The organism is Algoriphagus oliviformis (assembly GCF_017254915.1).
In the GTDB taxonomy this organism is placed as follows: Bacteria; Bacteroidota; Bacteroidia; order Cytophagales; family Cyclobacteriaceae; genus Algoriphagus; species Algoriphagus oliviformis.
Genome location: NZ_JAFKCT010000005.1, coordinates 300,711 through 316,845 on the forward strand (window position 1 = coordinate 300,711; position 16,135 = coordinate 316,845).

The 16,135-nt window shown below is 52.8% G+C and carries 15 protein-coding genes and 1 riboswitch; of the genes, 2 read left to right on the top strand and 13 right to left on the bottom strand.

Going from position 1 to position 16,135, the window contains the following annotated elements; genetic code table 11:
• Positions 1–333 precede the first annotated feature (333 nt).
• Positions 334–1,833 carry a peptide MFS transporter gene (locus J0A68_RS14020; protein ID WP_236025602.1) on the top strand — a complete coding sequence of 500 codons (1,500 nt, stop codon included), beginning with the start codon at positions 334–336 and terminating at the stop codon, positions 1,831–1,833.
• A gap of 230 nt (positions 1,834–2,063) precedes the next feature.
• Here J0A68_RS14020 and J0A68_RS14025 read toward each other — a convergent pair whose 3' ends face one another.
• The 9 genes from J0A68_RS14025 to pdeM all read right to left on the bottom strand — a co-directional run bounded on the left by J0A68_RS14025 (position 2,064) and on the right by pdeM (position 10,682).
• Positions 2,064–5,108, bottom strand: a complete 3,045-nt coding sequence (locus J0A68_RS14025; RefSeq protein ID WP_206578836.1) for a TonB-dependent receptor — start codon at positions 5,106–5,108, stop codon at positions 2,064–2,066.
• A gap of 316 nt (positions 5,109–5,424) precedes the next feature.
• The gene (gene gldC, locus J0A68_RS14030; RefSeq protein ID WP_206578837.1) at positions 5,425–5,766 is read right to left on the bottom strand and encodes a gliding motility protein GldC; all 342 of its coding nucleotides are present in this window, start codon (positions 5,764–5,766) and stop codon (positions 5,425–5,427) included.
• A gap of 58 nt (positions 5,767–5,824) precedes the next feature.
• Positions 5,825–6,484: a CoA transferase subunit B gene (locus J0A68_RS14035; RefSeq protein WP_206578838.1), complete on the bottom strand. Its 660-nt coding sequence runs from the start codon at positions 6,482–6,484 to the stop codon at positions 5,825–5,827.
• 4 nt (positions 6,485–6,488) lie between these two features.
• The gene (locus tag J0A68_RS14040; RefSeq protein ID WP_206578839.1) at positions 6,489–7,184 is read right to left on the bottom strand and encodes a CoA transferase subunit A; all 696 of its coding nucleotides are present in this window, start codon (positions 7,182–7,184) and stop codon (positions 6,489–6,491) included.
• Positions 7,185–7,197: 13 nt separating this feature from the next.
• Positions 7,198–8,121: a bifunctional riboflavin kinase/FAD synthetase gene (locus J0A68_RS14045; RefSeq protein WP_206578840.1), complete on the bottom strand. Its 924-nt coding sequence runs from the start codon at positions 8,119–8,121 to the stop codon at positions 7,198–7,200.
• Positions 8,108–8,791, bottom strand: a complete 684-nt coding sequence (gene truB, locus J0A68_RS14050) for a tRNA pseudouridine(55) synthase TruB (protein WP_206578841.1) — start codon at positions 8,789–8,791, stop codon at positions 8,108–8,110. The genes J0A68_RS14045 and truB overlap by 14 nt, the downstream gene beginning before the upstream one ends.
• A 46-nt stretch (positions 8,792–8,837) precedes the next feature.
• Entirely contained in the window at positions 8,838–9,047 is a 210-nt protein-coding gene (locus tag J0A68_RS14055; protein WP_206578842.1) for a DUF3098 domain-containing protein, read from the bottom strand.
• Between the two features lie 4 nt (positions 9,048–9,051).
• A complete protein-coding gene (locus J0A68_RS14060) occupies positions 9,052–9,942 on the bottom strand; it encodes a cell division protein FtsX (protein ID WP_206578843.1) in 891 nt (296 codons plus the stop codon).
• A gap of 41 nt (positions 9,943–9,983) precedes the next feature.
• The gene (gene pdeM, locus J0A68_RS14065) at positions 9,984–10,682 is read right to left on the bottom strand and encodes a ligase-associated DNA damage response endonuclease PdeM (protein WP_206578844.1); all 699 of its coding nucleotides are present in this window, start codon (positions 10,680–10,682) and stop codon (positions 9,984–9,986) included.
• A gap of 138 nt (positions 10,683–10,820) precedes the next feature.
• Between pdeM and J0A68_RS14070 the strand changes: the two genes are divergently transcribed.
• On the top strand, positions 10,821–11,177 hold the full coding sequence (locus J0A68_RS14070) for a DUF2147 domain-containing protein (RefSeq protein ID WP_317195119.1): 357 nt from the start codon (positions 10,821–10,823) through the stop codon (positions 11,175–11,177).
• 24 nt (positions 11,178–11,201) lie between these two features.
• Here the strand turns inward: J0A68_RS14070 and J0A68_RS14075 are convergent, their stop codons facing one another.
• The 4 genes from J0A68_RS14075 to J0A68_RS14090 all read right to left on the bottom strand — a co-directional run bounded on the left by J0A68_RS14075 (position 11,202) and on the right by J0A68_RS14090 (position 16,129).
• Positions 11,202–12,254, bottom strand: coding sequence for a homoserine O-acetyltransferase family protein (locus J0A68_RS14075; protein WP_206578845.1), 1,053 nt, complete (start codon positions 12,252–12,254; stop codon positions 11,202–11,204).
• 12 nt (positions 12,255–12,266) lie between these two features.
• Positions 12,267–13,571 (bottom strand): O-acetylhomoserine aminocarboxypropyltransferase/cysteine synthase family protein, encoded by a 1,305-nt coding sequence (locus tag J0A68_RS14080; protein WP_206578846.1) that lies wholly within the window; start codon positions 13,569–13,571, stop codon positions 12,267–12,269.
• A gap of 175 nt (positions 13,572–13,746) precedes the next feature.
• Positions 13,747–13,858, bottom strand: a riboswitch (SAM riboswitch).
• A gap of 91 nt (positions 13,859–13,949) precedes the next feature.
• On the bottom strand, positions 13,950–14,591 hold the full coding sequence (can, locus tag J0A68_RS14085; RefSeq protein WP_206578847.1) for a carbonate dehydratase: 642 nt from the start codon (positions 14,589–14,591) through the stop codon (positions 13,950–13,952).
• Positions 14,588–16,129 (bottom strand): SulP family inorganic anion transporter, encoded by a 1,542-nt coding sequence (locus tag J0A68_RS14090; RefSeq protein WP_206578848.1) that lies wholly within the window; start codon positions 16,127–16,129, stop codon positions 14,588–14,590. The genes can and J0A68_RS14090 overlap by 4 nt, the downstream gene beginning before the upstream one ends.
• Positions 16,130–16,135 lie beyond the last annotated feature (6 nt).

A 16,135-nucleotide genomic window follows, 5' to 3' on the forward strand; every position in this document is an offset into this window, starting at 1 on the left:
TTTATATTCTGAAAATCGTCTTCCCAAAATTAGAGAGATTATTGAAATTCAAAACCAAAAAATCGCCGAAATTTGGCCGTTCAATCGATTACGAAGAAGAATCAGAATAATATTTGATTTTTGTCAGCTTTCCCGGTTTTAGCTGAAAACCGTCCCGTTTTTCTCTTGGGCTGTCCCGCCAAAACAGACCGCCAGTCCTGTAAAACTTTTTAAACCAGCCCCAAAAGTTTTATCATTGCAGTTCTGTTTCTTACCCTTAAAAATTGATTCTTGGAAAAACAACTTAACTCTGAATTTACCGGGCCTACGGCATTTGGGCATCCCAAGGGGCTGATGACCTTGTTTTTCACAGAAATGTGGGAACGCTTCAGCTACTACGGCATGCGCGCGCTGCTGATCCTGTTCATGACCAAAGCCATCGTGGACGGTGGATTGGGCTTTGATGACAAGACAGCCGGTGCGGTCTATGGGCTCTATACCATGGGTGTCTATCTGTTGGCTTTGCCGGGAGGATGGCTGGCCGACCGGCTTTTTGGATTGAAAAAGTCCGTATGGTACGGCGGGATCATCATTGCCCTGGGCCACTTCATGATGGCTCTGCCCGGAATAGAATCCTGGATAAACGGATCGGCCGGGCCAAAGGAAAGCCTCAACACGCTGGACACCACTTCTTTCTTCCTAGGTCTGATCCTCATCGTGCTGGGAACTGGCTTGCTCAAGCCCAACATCAGCTCCATCGTTGGTCAGCTCTATCCAGCGGGCAGCTCCAAGCGTGACGCAGGCTTCTCGATCTTCTACATGGGAATCAACCTGGGAGGCTTCATTGCCCCAATCGCCTGTAGTACTGTAGCAGAATTTGACATGCACATGGGCTTCGGCCTCGCTGGCCTTGGCATGGTGATTGGCCTGGTCCAGTACAAGCTGACCGGCGGTGCGCTGGATGGCTATGGAGAGGCTCCGGTCGCGGTGACTGCTGAGGAAGTGGCAGCGACGAAAAAACTGCGCTCCATGACTTCCCTAATCGGCCTGGTAGGCGCTGTGGTCGTCGCCATCCTTTTCACCGGAGTCGTGCCCATCGACGCATCGGCTATTGCAGGGGCTTCGGGTACGGTCATCGCCATCGTGGCGTTTGGCTACTTGGGCTATGTGATCCTGTTTGGAGGATTGGAGAGCTCTGACAAAAAGAAAGTCGGCGCAATCGCCATCCTGTTCATTTTCTCCGCCATGTTTTGGTCTGGATTTGAGCAGGCGGGTTCTACATTGAACCTTTTTGCGGAGCGATTCACGGATCGCAACATCTTCGGATGGGAAATCCCTACCGGATATTTCCAGTCCATCAATTCACTCTTCATCATCATCTTCGCGCCGGTTTTTGCCGCGCTGTGGATCTGGTTGGGTAGAATCCACCTGGAGCCAAGCTCTCCGCTGAAGTTTACCTTCGGCTTGCTCTTACTGGGCCTTGGTTTCTTTGTGATGTACTTCGCTACGAAGATCGCCGCCTCAGGTGACCTGGCAGCACCGACTTGGCTGATCGTGACCTATATGCTGCACACCTTTGGTGAGCTGAGCCTGTCACCGGTAGGCCTTTCCCTTACCACCAAGCTCGCTCCGAAAGGCTATGCGGGGCAGATGATGGGGATTTGGTTCCTGTCCGTTGCTTTGGGCAACCTGGTAGCCGGGATCATCGCCGGAGAGGCAAGCGGAGGCACCGAAGAGGGCTTGGCCGCGATGCCGGATCAGTTTATGATGATCGTGTACACCGTGATCGGCTCTGCTGTTGTGCTCTTCCTTTTGAGACCTGTATTGCGCAAGCTCATGGGAGACGTTCGTTGACGCTCACTTTACACCAAACAAAAACAGCCTCCGGATCATCTCCGGAGGCTGTTTTTGTTTGTAGCTACGCGTGCAGGAGGGAACTTCTATCGGAGAAAGAATAGGTGGCTTTCCCAAAAGGTCTTTCGTACCGACTTTGGCCTAAACCACCTCCTTTCCATCTTTTTCCAGAGTGGAAAAAAGAAAGCCATCCAAAAGGATGGCTTTCAGCTGCTAGGCTATCTGTGGGTTTAATTTAAGAATTCATCGAAAGTAAGGCTGACGTAGTACATCGTGCCCACGGTCGGGTTGCCCCAGGCTTGGCGATAGCCGGTGGAGTTGAACAGGTTGGAACCGCCTACTTTCAGGATGGACTTGATGCTTTTCAGCTTGTAGCTCAGCTGCGCGTCAAAGGTGCCGAAAGAAGGCATCACGGACAGCTGCTGGGAGGAGACTGAAGTATTCACGAAAGACGACTGCCATACAAAATCACCTTGCCATCTGTAGGAGAGGGAGAAGCCGAGATTGTCGATGACTTCTCTATTGGCAAAGTTGAGCACATAGCGGTACTCTGGCGTGTTGAAGGATGGCTGAAAGCCAGTCTCAGCAAAGTCCTCGAGGTTGGACAGTGTGTTGTACGACACATTGCCGCCCAGAGAGTATCCCTTGCTTAGCTTGTAGTCCATCCCCAGAGCCCAGCCCCAAGATTTGATGATTTCGGTTCTGTTGACTGGGACTGAGTACACGTTTCTTCCTCCAGGACCCACACCGATGAGATTAAGTCCTGTGATCGGATTTGGTCCTTGGGAACCTGTCGTAGAATTGCCATCCTGAACGAGCACCTGTCCACCGATGAAGTTCTCAAACCGGTTGAAATAGGCGTATGCGTCTACGAGCAGTCGGTTGGCAAACAGTCCCTTGTATCCCACTTCAAATGACTTCACCACTTCCGGCTCGAAATCCCTGAACTCATACGGAGTCAGTTTGTCGAGATTGGCGGTGGAAGCGTTGACAGGAACCAGCTGGCCAGCGATCTGTGGTACCAGCTGGGGGACTAGCGCCGCAATGGCCGCGGGAGCTTGCTCAGGTGGGATCTGACCTGACTGTACTTGTTGGGTCACGATCTGGGTAGCTTGTGCGATTGCCAGTTGGGTAGCTTGTTGGATGCTTTGTTGGTAGACCGGAGAGTTGGGCTGGATGTCTGCCTGCACGCCTGCGCCAAACGTCTGAACCGAGGAAAGTGGATAGACGGGGTTGGATACCATGTTGTACCGATCTCTGAAAAGAGGAAGTCCACCCAATAACCTCGCTTGGGGAGTCAGCAAGTCGATGTATTGGTCTTGGGTGGTAGGGATGCGGAATCCGGTCTGGTAGGAAGCCCTGAAATTGTGGTCGCCCACGGAATAGACGCCCGATACCCTTGGAGACCATTGGCCTTTGAAGTTTTCGTTTTTGTCATAGCGCACGGAAGCTGTCAGCTTGAACTTGTCGCTAAACAGTAGTTTAGAGCCCTGCAGGTAGCCACCGTATTCGTTGATTTTGAATTCGTCGCCGTTTTCATCCGTGGCAAAAAGCGTCTTCTCAGAGTTCAATGCGTAGATCCGGTAGTTTGCACCTACTACGAAATCCGCCCAAGTGATGTCTTTGAACTGATAGGAGCCTTCGAAATGGTACAGGTTGGTCTTGTCCACAAACTGAGCCCCGACGCCAGTCGCGTCGCCAGGGATCGGTTTGGAAGTCACTTTGTTCTTGGCCGCCTCAAATTCCGGCGTACCCGGCATGAGCCTGCCTTGGTCCGCAAATGCCCTAGCAGCGGCATGGGCAGCCAGATCATCCGCGCCCTGTAGTCTTGCTTGCGCATAGGCCCCTACATACTCGGGAAACCACTGGGTGCTTTGCTTCCATTCTTCATTAATGCCTTGGGCAGCGATACCTACCGCAAATGCGTCTCCGGACCGTTCCTGAGTGGTGTAGGCCCGCAGGAACCAGTTTGCGCCTCTCAGCTCAGCCTTGTACTGACCCAAGCTGAAATTGGCGATGGAGTAGCGATCCGCCCCGGTGTAAACCGTGGTGCCGTAGCCATAATTGCCTTGCAGGACGGCTTCCACCCGGTCATTGAGTCTCCAGTGGAGCGCACCGTTCAGTTTCAGGGATTTGGTGTTGTAGTCCGCGAGTTCGTTTTCCTTATAGCCTGTCCTGGAGACAAACTGGCTGGGGATCAAGGCCAGGGCAGCGGAGGGAAGTACGCCTGCTGCCACCATTTGGTTTGCCACGCTGGTCATGCTGACGTTGGTCTCGTCTCCATACACGTTCACTCCATTGTAGCCGGGATTGTTGAGCGGATTGCCCGTCTCGATGGTAGATCCGTTGAGCAGGGACTGATCTCGGAAGTCATTTGCCTGCCAATCATCCGCAGTCAGGTAGCTGACGTTGACCTTGAAAGCGACCTTGTCCGAGAAAGCTTTGGCATATCTCGCGCTGAAGTCATAAAAGCCGGTGCTGGCAGAAGTCCTGGACTTTTCGCTCATGACGCCTGTCTTCACACTCGCTGAAAGCCCCTGATATTGAAAGGGGTTTTTGGAGTTCATCAGCAGGATGCCGTTGATGGCGTTGGGTCCATAGAGGGCTGAAGCCGCCCCTGGGATCAATTCGACGCTCTCGAGATCGAGCTCCGAAATACCGGCAATGTTGCCGACGGAGAAGTTTAAGCCCGGGGCTTGGTTGTCCATTCCGTCGATCATCTGCACCGTCCGCACGTTTCCGTTGGAGTTGAATCCCCTGGTATTAAAGGACTTGAAAGTGAGGGACTGCGTACTCATCTCCACGCCCTTCATATTGTTGAGTGCATCGAAAAAGCTCGCTTGGGGTACTTCACGAATGGCGATGATGTCCATCTTTTCCACCGAGACAGGAGACTTCATGATGCTCTCTTCGACGCGGGAGGCGGAGATGACCACTTCCTGTCCCATGATTGAGGCCTCTTCCATGACGACGTCCAGACTGGACATGCCTCCACCCACTTCTACTTCCTGGGAGGTGTAGCCCACCATGGAAAATACCAAGGTGAAAGGTGGCTCCTGGTTTACATTCAGGGAGAATTTACCGGAAAGGTCGGAGATCGTGCCGATCACCTTTCCCTTTACGATGATGTTGACTCCCACGAGGGTTTCCTTGGTCTCCTTGTCGGTGACCGTTCCGGAAATGGTAGTCTGGGCAAACACTGGCGCGGTTCCCAAGGAAACCAACAGTGTCAAGCTTAAAACCGCCGCCCAGATTTTTCTGGTAAAATTTCTCATAGGCTATTTTGCGTAGTTTTTTTGGTGTTGTTAATTGAGGTGATTAGATATTGATTTGATCGAAATTTATGGTAAAAACCGAATTAACAACCCCTTCGGATTAAATAATTGGACATGTCGGATTTTTTAAAAATTGCCTAAAAATGGAAACTGAGGCCTATTTTGAGGAGAATCAGAAATTATTCTCCAAGTCCTTTAGAAATACAGAAGCGAGGGGATGGATTTATTAAAAATTACTAAAAACGGTTTTTTCGCTTTTGGCGGGCACAAAAAAAGGCATGGGGTCGCCCATGCCTTCCGTGCCGGTGAATTCCGATCAGGAATTCCTTTTGTTTTCCTCGTTGACATGCTTGACCAAGCGGTCGCACAGCTCCTTCATTTCCTCGGAGAAGTACTCGTCCCCGGTGCTGTTGAGTATGGTCTGTGCCATACCGCCCAGGATGTCGATGTAGAAGCGCTTCATCTCCACGACAGACATCTCCTCGGTCCAAAGGTCGATGCGGAGCGTGGCGTGGTTGAGGTTGTCCCAGACGTTCACGCTGATGCTCTTGGTGGATTCCATGCCCCCAGACTCCTTGTCAGAGGCATCCCACTGGATCGCTTTGGGGAGGTTATTGTCATCCAGTTCGATCTGGAAGTTGATGTCTGATTTTTTCATATGGGATAAAATTTAAGGGGAAACCCGTCCAGGTCTTGGCGAGTTCCCAGGTTTTGTGTTAATCGAATGTCATTTCGGGGATTTCTCCCTCGATGATCAGCTTTCCGGCAGTTTTGGCTTTGATTTCCTCCACGGACACTCCGGGAGCTCGCTCCTTGAGGACAAAGCCTCCCCTCGGCGCAACCTCCAGGACAGCGAGGTCGGACACGATCTTCCTGACGCATCGGATACCCGTGATGGGCAGCGTGCAGTCGGGGAGGAGCTTGGACTGTCCATCCTTGGAGCAGTGCTGCATGGCCACGATGATGTTGTCTGCCGAGGCCACGAGGTCCATGGCACCACCCATGCCCTTCACCATCTTGCCGGGTATTTTCCAGTTGGCAATGTCGCCGTTTTCCGACACTTCCATCGCTCCCAGGATAGTCAGATGTACATGGCCACCCCGGATCATGGCAAAGGAATCTGCCGAATGAAACAGCGCCGAGCCTGGCAGCACGGAAATGGTCTGCTTGCCGGCATTGATCAGGTCTGCGTCGACTTCGTCCTCCGATGGGAAGGGGCCGATGCCGAGCAGGCCGTTTTCGGATTGCAGGACGACGCTCAGGTTTTCGGGAATGTAGTTGGCGACTAGGGTAGGGATGCCGATGCCGAGATTGATGTATTGTCCGTCTTTCACCTCTCGGGCGATGCGTTGGGCTATTTGTTCTTTGGTCAGCATGGCGTCAGTGGGTTACGGTTCGTTTCTCGATTCGCTTCTCGTAGCGCAGCCCTTGGAAGATGCGCTGTACAAAGATGCCAGGGGTATGGATCTCGTTGGGATCCAGCTCTCCGTCGGCCACCAGTTCTTCCACTTCCGCGATGCAAATCTTGCCCGCAGTCGCCATGATAGGGTTAAAATTCCTTGCGGTGCCTTTGAACACCAAGTTGCCCGAGTGGTCGCCTTTCCAGGCTTTCACAATCGAAAAGTCAGCTCGCAGCCAGCTTTCCATCAGGTAGAGCTTGCCATCAAACTCCCGCGTCTCTTTGCCCTCGGCCACTTCCGTGCCTACTCCGGCAGGGGTGAAAAAAGCCGGAATACCAGCTCCTCCAGCCCTCACTCGCTCGGCCAAGGTGCCCTGGGGGATCAAATCCACCTCCAGCTCCCCGCTGAGCAGTTGCCGCTCAAACTCGGCATTTTCGCCCACGTAGCTGGAAATCATCTTTTTCACCATCCTCTTTTGGAGTAATAGGCCGATGCCAAAGTCATCCACGCCGGCGTTGTTGGAGATGATGGTGAGCCCTTTGATGTCCTTTTCGAGGAGGGCTTGGATGCAGTTTTCGGGAATGCCACAGAGTCCAAAGCCACCCATCATCAGCGTGCTGTCGCTGGGGATATCGGCCACGGCCTCCTGTGCACTCTTCACAGTCTTGTCGATCATACGGTATTTGGGTTTAAAGTAAAGACTTCGCGGCCTGCTGGTCTTTTCCCAACTGGGCCTTCAATGCTTCCAAACTGTCAAATTTCCGCTCTTCGCGCAAGAATTCATGAAAATAAACCGTGATCTGCTTGCTGTAGAGATCGCCTTGGAAATCAAACAGGTGGGCTTCTACCGTCTTTTTGGTCCCGTCCACCGTCGGCCGGTTGCCGATGTTGAGCATGGCTTTGTAGAGTACGCCTTCGACTGAAGCCTCTACTGCGTAAACGCCATCCCGGGGGATAAGTTTGTAGTCGTTGGGGATGTGGATGTTGGCCGTGGGAAAGCCGATGGAGCGTCCGATCTGCTGGCCTTTGATCACCAAGCCGTTGAGCTCATAAGGGCGCCCCAGGCAGCTCTCGGCTGTTTTGACGTCACCAGACTCCAGCGCCTTGCGGATCTTGGTGCTCGACACGGCGATTTCTTCCACGTCCTGTCGGGATATTTCCTCCAGCTCCAGCCCAAAAGCGTGGCTATTTGCCTTGAGATACTCGAAGCTTCCTTCCCGGTTTTTGCCAAAGCGGTGGTCGTAGCCGATCACCAGCTTGCGGGTATGTATGGCGTCGATGAGTACTTTCCGGATAAACTCCTCTGAAGTCAGTTGGGAAAACTCCTGTGTAAAGGGAATCGTGATCAGGTGGTCTATCCCAAACTGGCGCAGCAACTTGGCTTTTTCCTCAAAAGTGCTGAGCAATCTGAGATTGTGCTCTTTTGGGTAAAGCACCAGCCGGGGATGCGGCCAAAAAGTAATCAGGACCGTCTCTCCCTGGATAGACCTGGCGATCTCGCGGATGCGCTTGAGGATCTTCTGATGCCCCAGATGGACCCCGTCAAAGGTCCCCGAGGTGACTACGGCATTTTTGACCGGAGTAAAGCCCTCCAGTCCTTCATAGATTTTCATGGGGTCTGGCTTTGATTTCTTCGATCAGATCGGGTAGATGATGGGCATCCGACAGGAGAAAATCGCCGATGCGGGTGCGACAGAGCGCTTTCAGATAGGCTCCGGTTCCGAGTATTTCGCCCAGGTCCCGCGCGAGGCTGCGGATGTAGGTGCCTTTGGAACAGGAGATCCGAAAATCGACCTCATCCCCCTCAAAACGTGTGATTTCAAATTCACGCACCTGAACTGGGCGCGCTTCCATCTTGACCTCCAGTCCTTTGCGGGCGGACTCATACACGCGCTTGCCATCCACCTTGATGGCGGAGTGCATGGGAGGCACCTGGAGAATGTCGCCGGTCAGCTGGGCTGCGGCACTTTTGACTTGTTCAAGAGTCACTTGGGAAAAATCGCCAACGGGAATTACAGGTTTCTCTAGATCAAAGGACTCCGTAGTCGCCCCGATCACAAAGGTGCCGGTGTACTCTTTTTCCTGGCCCATGTAGGTCTCGATCTGCTTGGTCTGCTTGCCCGCGCAGACGATCAATAGGCCGGTGGCCAAAGGGTCAAGTGTGCCCGCATGGCCCACTTTCTTGATACGAAGGGCGTTTCTTACTTTTTTGACCACGTCAAAGGAAGTCCATTCCAGTGGCTTGTCGATCAGAAATACTTCTCCATAAGCTTCTTGCTGCATGTCGGTAAGTTAGTCGGCCTGGCTACTCAGGCCGGGAAGGAGGGTGTTAGCGCTTTTCGGCTTTTGCAAAAATCGCGTAAAACTCAAAAATAAAGCCAGCCAAGGTCACGATGGGGCCAAGGGTCAGGCCGAGAAATCCGTTGCCGTGCGGCTGTCCGTCGAGGCCGATCAGGACGAATCCCAACACGATCATCGCCAATCCCACCAGCATGAGCTGGTAGTTTCTTTTGGAAAAAGGAAGGGGAGAATTATCCATAGTTTTAATATAGTTCGTCCAGAGACATGTTTAAGTACTTGTTGACTGCCCGCAGGGTGCTGAATACGGAAAGTACCCCTCCAGTGAGGATGAGCGTGGCGAAGAGGAGCAGCAGCAGGGATTGGTTTTGGAGCATCACAAAGCCCTCAATGTTGGACTTGGTGTATTCGACCAGCCCAAAGAGAATGGCCGAGGCTACCGCTCCGGCGATCATGCCAAACAGCAGCGCCCGCATCAGGAAAGGCTTTCTGATAAAGCCCCGGGTAGCGCCCACGAGCTGCATGGATCGGATGAGAAAGCGCTGCGAAAAGAGCGCCAAGCGGATCGTATTGTTGATCAGCATCACCACGGTGATGATCAGGATCAGGATAAATCCGCCCATGACCAAGCTTACTTTCAGCAGGTTTTTGTTGATCGAGTCGACCAAGTCAGTCATGTAAGACACCTCAAACACGCCCGAAATAGCCTCCAGGTCCTTGGCTATGGCATCCAGCTGCTCAGAGGTCTGAAACTCCTCCGCGACCATGATCACATAGCTGTCGCGAAGCGGGTTGTCCTCCAGAAACTCGGTGAAGTCCTCGCCGGTATTTTCGATGAAGGTCGCAGCAGCCTCCTCGTCGGAGATGAAGCGCAGGCCTAGCGTGTCGGCCTTGGTGAGGATGAAAGGCCGGCCGGAAATGTTTTTCCTGATCTCTCCCAGCTGCTCCTCAGAGAGGCCTTTGTCCAGAAAAATCTGCACTTCCACGTTTTCCCGGATCATCTTGGTCAGCGACCTGGCCTGGATGAGGATCACTCCAAACAGCCCGACGATAAAAAGCGAGAGGGTGGTACTGAAGAGCACACTGCCAAACTTGAAATGTCCGAGTGTCTTTTTCTTGCGGGAAAGCTGCGCCATAGTGGGAAAATTCAGGTCAAAAATAGGAAAGCCGTTGGGATTTAACCAATCGATGTGCCAGAAACGAGCGGGATGATTTTTCCGGGGGCAATTGCCCAGATTTTATCCCCAGCCTTGGGCCGTATCCGCGCCAGCCCGGTGAAATTCCCAAAAGCAGGCAGAAGCAGCTGGCTTTCGCTTTGGAAGAAACAGGGCAGCATCACTGACTGCCGGGCTTTTCCCGTCAGCCTCACACCCGGATGGATATGGCCGCAGATATTGAGCTTACCGGGGGGAATGGTGTCCATGGGTTCGTGGGAAAGCAGAAAAGGCCCAATCTCCAGAGGTTCCTTGTGGATTTGAAGAACAGACTGCCGGTAAGCCTCGGGCGAGAGCACGTCATGGTTTCCCTTGACGAGGTGGAAAGTGGTGTGGCCAAAGCTTTCCAGAAACTGGTTGAGGTAGGTCCATTGTCCGTTCCAGTCGGAGTGGAAGAGGTCTCCAAGAAAATAGGTGTCCTTGGGCCGGAACTCGCTGTGGAGCTGCTGAAGGCGGATGAGGTCTAGATTGTGGACGGGCTCCGGGATGGGGATACCTGACTTTCGGAAATGGGCCGCCTTGCCAAAGTGCAGGTCGGCAATCAAGAGTAGGTCCAAGTCCTTGACCCAAAGAGCTTTTTCCAAAAGAAAACCCAGCGTGTGCGACTGGAAACCTGTGAAATGTCCGCTCCGCTGCTGTGTTAAATTTTCTGCCTCATCCATAACAGTTTCAAATCTATCCGTATTTAGGCATATCAAACCTTAAATTTTACGAAAACAAGCCAACTAGCGTCAAAATGCCTCTTTCTGCTCCTCTTCCTTGCAGCCGCTTTTGAAAGCAAAGCCCAGTCCGCCGATGCGATCCTCGGAACTTGGTACAACACGGAGAAGACCGCCCAAGTCGAGATAGAAAAGAGCGGATCGAGCTATTCGGGAAAAATCGTGTGGCTCAAAAACCCAAACCCGAATGGGAAACCTGCCACAGACAAAAACAACAGCGAAGCGCAACTGAGAAACAGGCCACTGATCGGCCTGAAGCTGCTCGATGGGCTGGAGTATGAAGGGGGCATCTGGAAGGATGGAGAGATCTACGACCCGAAAACCGGCAAAACCTATTCCTGTGAGATTCGGCTACCGTCTGCCGACATCTTAGAGCTCAGGGGGTATCTTGGCTTTTCCTTCGTAGGCAAGACGGTGGAGTGGACGAGGGTGAAATAAAAAAAGCGGGTTGCCCCGCCTTTTTTATTTTTGCTCCAAGTAGTAGGACTTGAGAAAGTATGCCAGCTGCTCAAACTCGATGAGAAAGGCGTCATGCCCCGCTGTGGAGTTGATCTCCTTGTAGGTGCCGCGCTTGGCCTTTTGGCTGATGTACTGGGATTCCTTGGGCAGGAAAAGCAAGTCTGAATTCACGCCAATCGTGAGAATCCTCGCTTCGATGGAAGCAATTGCCGCATCTACGCCGCCACGATTTCTGCCCAGATCATGGCTGTCCATGGCTTTGGAAAGCGTCCAGTAGGACAGGGCATTGAATCGCTTGGCCAGCTTTTGGCCTTGGTATCTCAGGTAGGAAGCGGCCCGGAAACCGTCCAGTTTCTCCTCCCGGTCACTTTGCTTGATGGTCAGGTCGTCCGGATGGCGATAGCTGACCATCGCAATGGCGCGGGCAGCTTCCAGGCCCTTGCTTCCAGCCAGTTCGTGCCTTTCGCCCCAAGTGCTGTCCGACTCGATGGCCATGCGCTGCGTCTCATTCAGGCCAATCACCCAAGGGGATGTCTTTGCCGTAGAAGCCAAGATGACCGCATTTTTGAGTTTTTGACCCAGAGTCACTGCCCATTCCAGACCAACTTGCCCTCCCAAAGATCCACCGATCAAGGTGTGGATCTGGCCTATTCCCAGATGGATACGGAGCTGCTCCAGACTTGCCGCCAGATCACGTGGAGTGACTTGGGGGAAGTCATAGAAATAAGGCTCGCCGGTGGCCGGGTTTTCACTGAAAGGATTGGTAGATCCGTAGCAGCTCCCGAGCAGGTTGGCGCAGACGATGAAGTGGTCTGCCGGATCAAAGAACTTGTCTTCTCCGATCAGGCCGCTCCACCATTCGGCTGCCTTGGAATCTCCCGTGAGCGCATGGATCACCCAGACCACATTGGATCGGTCGGGATTCAACTGTCCATAGGTGGTGTAGGCGAGTTGGTAATCTTTCAGGATTTCTCCAGATTCCAGATGTAGCGGTTCTGTAGCTTGGAAAATCTCCTGGGTCATAGTCGGTTCAGCGTATTGGCTTGTCAAATTCATTTATCGGGGTAATCAGATTTTGTCGAATGCTTGCTGTAGGTCAGCCTTGATATCGTCGATGTGCTCGATGCCGAGGGAGATGCGCAGCAGAGTAGGGGTGACGCCCGCCGCAAGCTGCTCCTCGTCGGAAAGCTGCTGGTGGGTAGTGGCCGAAGGCTGGATGATCAGGGTCTTGGCATCGCCTACGTTGGCCAGGTGGGATACCAGCTCCAGGCTGTTGATGAAAGCGGAGGTCTGCTCCTTGCTTCCCTTGATCTCGAAGCTTAGCACGCCGCCGAATCCGTTTCTCAGGTATTTTTTGCCCAAGGCATGGTAAGGCGAAGACGGCAGCCCTGGATAGTTCACTTTGGAGACTTGTGGATGGGCTTCCAGCCATTTTGCGATTTCGAGGGCATTGTCCACGGTTCTTTGCACGCGCAGCGAAAGCGTCTCTATGCCCTGTAGCAGCAGGAAGGAATTGAAGGGGCTGATCGCCGGTCCAAAGTCACGCAATCCTTCCACTCTTGCCCGGATGGCGAAAGCGATGTTTGGCAGTCCCAGCGGATTGTTTTCCCCAAAAACCTCCCAAAAGTTCAATCCATGATAGCCCTCCGAAGGCTCTGAGAACTGCGGAAACTTGCCGTTGCCCCAGTTGTAGTTGCCGGCATCGACGATGATACCCCCAATGGAGGTGCCATGGCCGCCGATCCACTTGGTAGCGGAGGAGACGACGATATTGGCACCGCGGGAGATAGGCTGGAAGAGGTATCCACCCGCGCCAAAGGTATTGTCGACGACCAAAGGAATGTCATGTTTTTTGGCCAGGGCGGCGATGGCATCAAAGTCGGGAATATTGAATTCGGGGTTGCCGATCGTCTCCAGGTAGATCGCTTTGGTCTTGGAGTCGATCAGCTTTTCGAAGGCCTCCGGGGAGTCTCCTTTTGCAAAGCGGGCTTCGATGCCCACCCGCTTGAAAGCCACCTTAAACTGGTTGTAGGTGCCTCCGTAGAGAAAGCTGGTGGAAACGAAATTGTCCCCGGCCTGCATGATGTTGTTCAGCGCGAGAAACTGTGCGGCTTGGCCGGAGCTGGTCGCGACGGCGGCCACGCCACCTTCTAGCGCGGCGATTCTTTTTTCAAACACATCCGTGGTCGGATTCATGATCCGTGTGTAGATGTTTCCAAATTCCTTCAGTCCAAATAGGTTGGCGCCGTGCTCGGCACTGTTGAACACGTAGGAAGTCGTTTGATAGATGGGTACTGCCCTGGAGTTGGTGGCAGAGTCGGGCTCTTGTCCGGCATGGAGCTGGAGGGTTTCGAAGCGATAGGTAGCAGACATAAAACAGGGATTATATGGGTTGGAAAAAAGATAATTGACAAAAACTCGGAAACGGAGAAGCCATCCTCAGAACACGCTCGTTCCGGGAAAGGCGGAAAACAGACTCCATGGGGGAGGGCTGCGGCTGATAGCCTAAAGAAATCTTGAGAATAAATCGCTTGTGCATCTTGCAAAGAATTTATAGTCCCGAAAGAGAATACCCCAGTCGGCAGGAATTGGCACCTTTCCGCATTTGCGGGGTTGCCAGAGGGTCATAGAGCCTGTCTCTCGCCTCTTCTGTATAAATCCCCGCACCAAAAGTGAAAGGATGTGCAAAGAAATACCCGGAAACCGAGAAATCAAAATCTTAGCTCAGCTTCCGGGAAAAAAATCAAAAGGCTACAGATCGGCTTGGTCGTAGCGGAAAATTGGGTTGATGGCCTCAAAGTCCGCTTTGATGGTGGTGAGTTCTTTGACCAGACCGTTATTTAGGCCGTAGACCCAACCGTGGATCTCAGGAGCTTGGCGTGCTTTCCAGGCCTTTTGGATGATGGACGTTTTGATGAGGTCTTGGCATTGCTCCATCACATTGAGCTCCACAAGGCGGTTGACCTTCTCGGAATGGTTGTCTATCCCGTCGATTTCGCCATTGTACATTTTATAGACTTCCTTGATGTTGCGAAGCCACTTGTTGATCAGGCCCAGGCTTCTGTTGCCAAGGGCTGCCTCGATACCGCCACAGCCATAGTGGCCACAGACGATGACGTGCTCCACTTGGAGGACTTCGACGGCATACTGGAGTACGGAGAGCATATTGAGGTCGGTGTGTACGACCATGTTGGCGATGTTTCGATGGACAAAGATCTCCCCGGGATCGGTTCCGGTGATTTCGTTTGCGGGAACCCGGCTATCGGAGCATCCTATCCACAGGAATTTTGGCTTTTGTTGTCCGGCCAGCCGGCTGAAGAAGTCTTTGTCCACTTGGGTTTTTTCTTCAGACCAGGCTTTGTTTTGAAGTAAAAGTTTTTCGTAGGGGTTCATACTTTTTGTCTCACATTGTTGGAGAATCCTTCCAGTATTATTTGAATGTCCTTGTCAGGGGCTGTTTCGATAAAATCGTGCAGCAACTCTTGGATGTCATGATCGATAAAGCGCGCCTTGACCGCGTTGAGGACGACGTTACTTCCCGGTGGGATAGTGGAAAGTTGCTTCATGAGAGGAGCCTTATTGAGGAAAGAAACGTCCTTTTGCAGCTTTACCAGGTAGTTGCCGTTGAGCTCGGTCACCATCAGAGAGCGATGGAAATTGGTTTTTATGACAAAAAACAGCCCTACGACCATGCCAATGCCTATGCCGACGAGCAGGTCGGTAAACAGAATGGCAAATACCGTGATCACAAAGGGTAGAAACTGGTCAAAACCTTTTTTGTATTCTTTGATAAAGATGGCTGGATTGGCCAGCTTGTATCCTACCAAAAACAGCACTGCTGCCAGACAGCTGAGTGGTATTTTGTTGAGCACCCCTGGAATCGCAAGTACCAAGATCAGGAGCAAAAAGCCATGGAAAATCGCCGACATCTTGGTGCGGGCTCCTGAGGACACGTTGGCGGTGGTGCGGACGATCACCACCGTCAGGGGCAATCCGCCTACGAATCCGGAAAGAACGTTGCCGGTGCCCTGCGCGACCAGCTCCCGGCTGGCCGGAGTGATGCGTTTGTAGGGGTCAAGTTTGTCTCCAGCCTCGACACTGAGTAGGGTCTCGATACTGGCGATGATCGCGATGGTGAAGGCTACAAGCCAGAAACTAGCATCTGTCACCAGACTGAAATCGGGAAAGGTCAGAAGGGTGGTAAACTCGCTGAGACTGCTGAGCTCAGGAATCGAGACCAGATGGTCGCCCCCGACCTGCCAGCTTGGCATCCAAAATCGATAGGTCTCGTTGATGACGATTCCGGCAATCACGGCCCAAAGCGGGCCCGGTATGACGCCGATGATCTTGTGGCTTTTGATCTTTGGCTTTTCAAACAAAAACAATATAAGCAAGCCAATCAATACAATGGGAATGGCGCCGGGGCTGTTGTAGATGAAGGCATAGTAGATCTCCGTGAAGGTATTGTGCTGATCCATCTGCTCAAAGGCCATATCGCCGATGTGGTCTTTGTCGTAGCCCAATGCATGGGGGATCTGTTTTAGGATCAGAATCAAGCCAATTGCCGTAAGCATGCCTTTGATCACGGAGTGCGGAAAATAATAGCCCAAAACTCCAGCGCGGACCACGCCTAGCAAAAACTGTATGAGCCCCGCGGCAACTACGGCGCCCAGGAAAAGCTGAAATCCCCCCAAGCTGGAGATCGAGTCGAGCACGATAACGGTCAAGCCTGCCGCTGGACCACTGACGGCCACGTGCGAACCGGAAATCGACCCTGCGACGATCCCGCCGATGATACCGGCAATCAAGCCTGCCATGGGGGGCGCTCCACTGGCCACCGCGATCCCCAAACAAAGGGGGAGTGCTACCAAGAACACCACCAAGCTCGACCTGAGGTCGTACTTCAGATTCTCTCCAAAAAGTCCGTTCATAGTGCA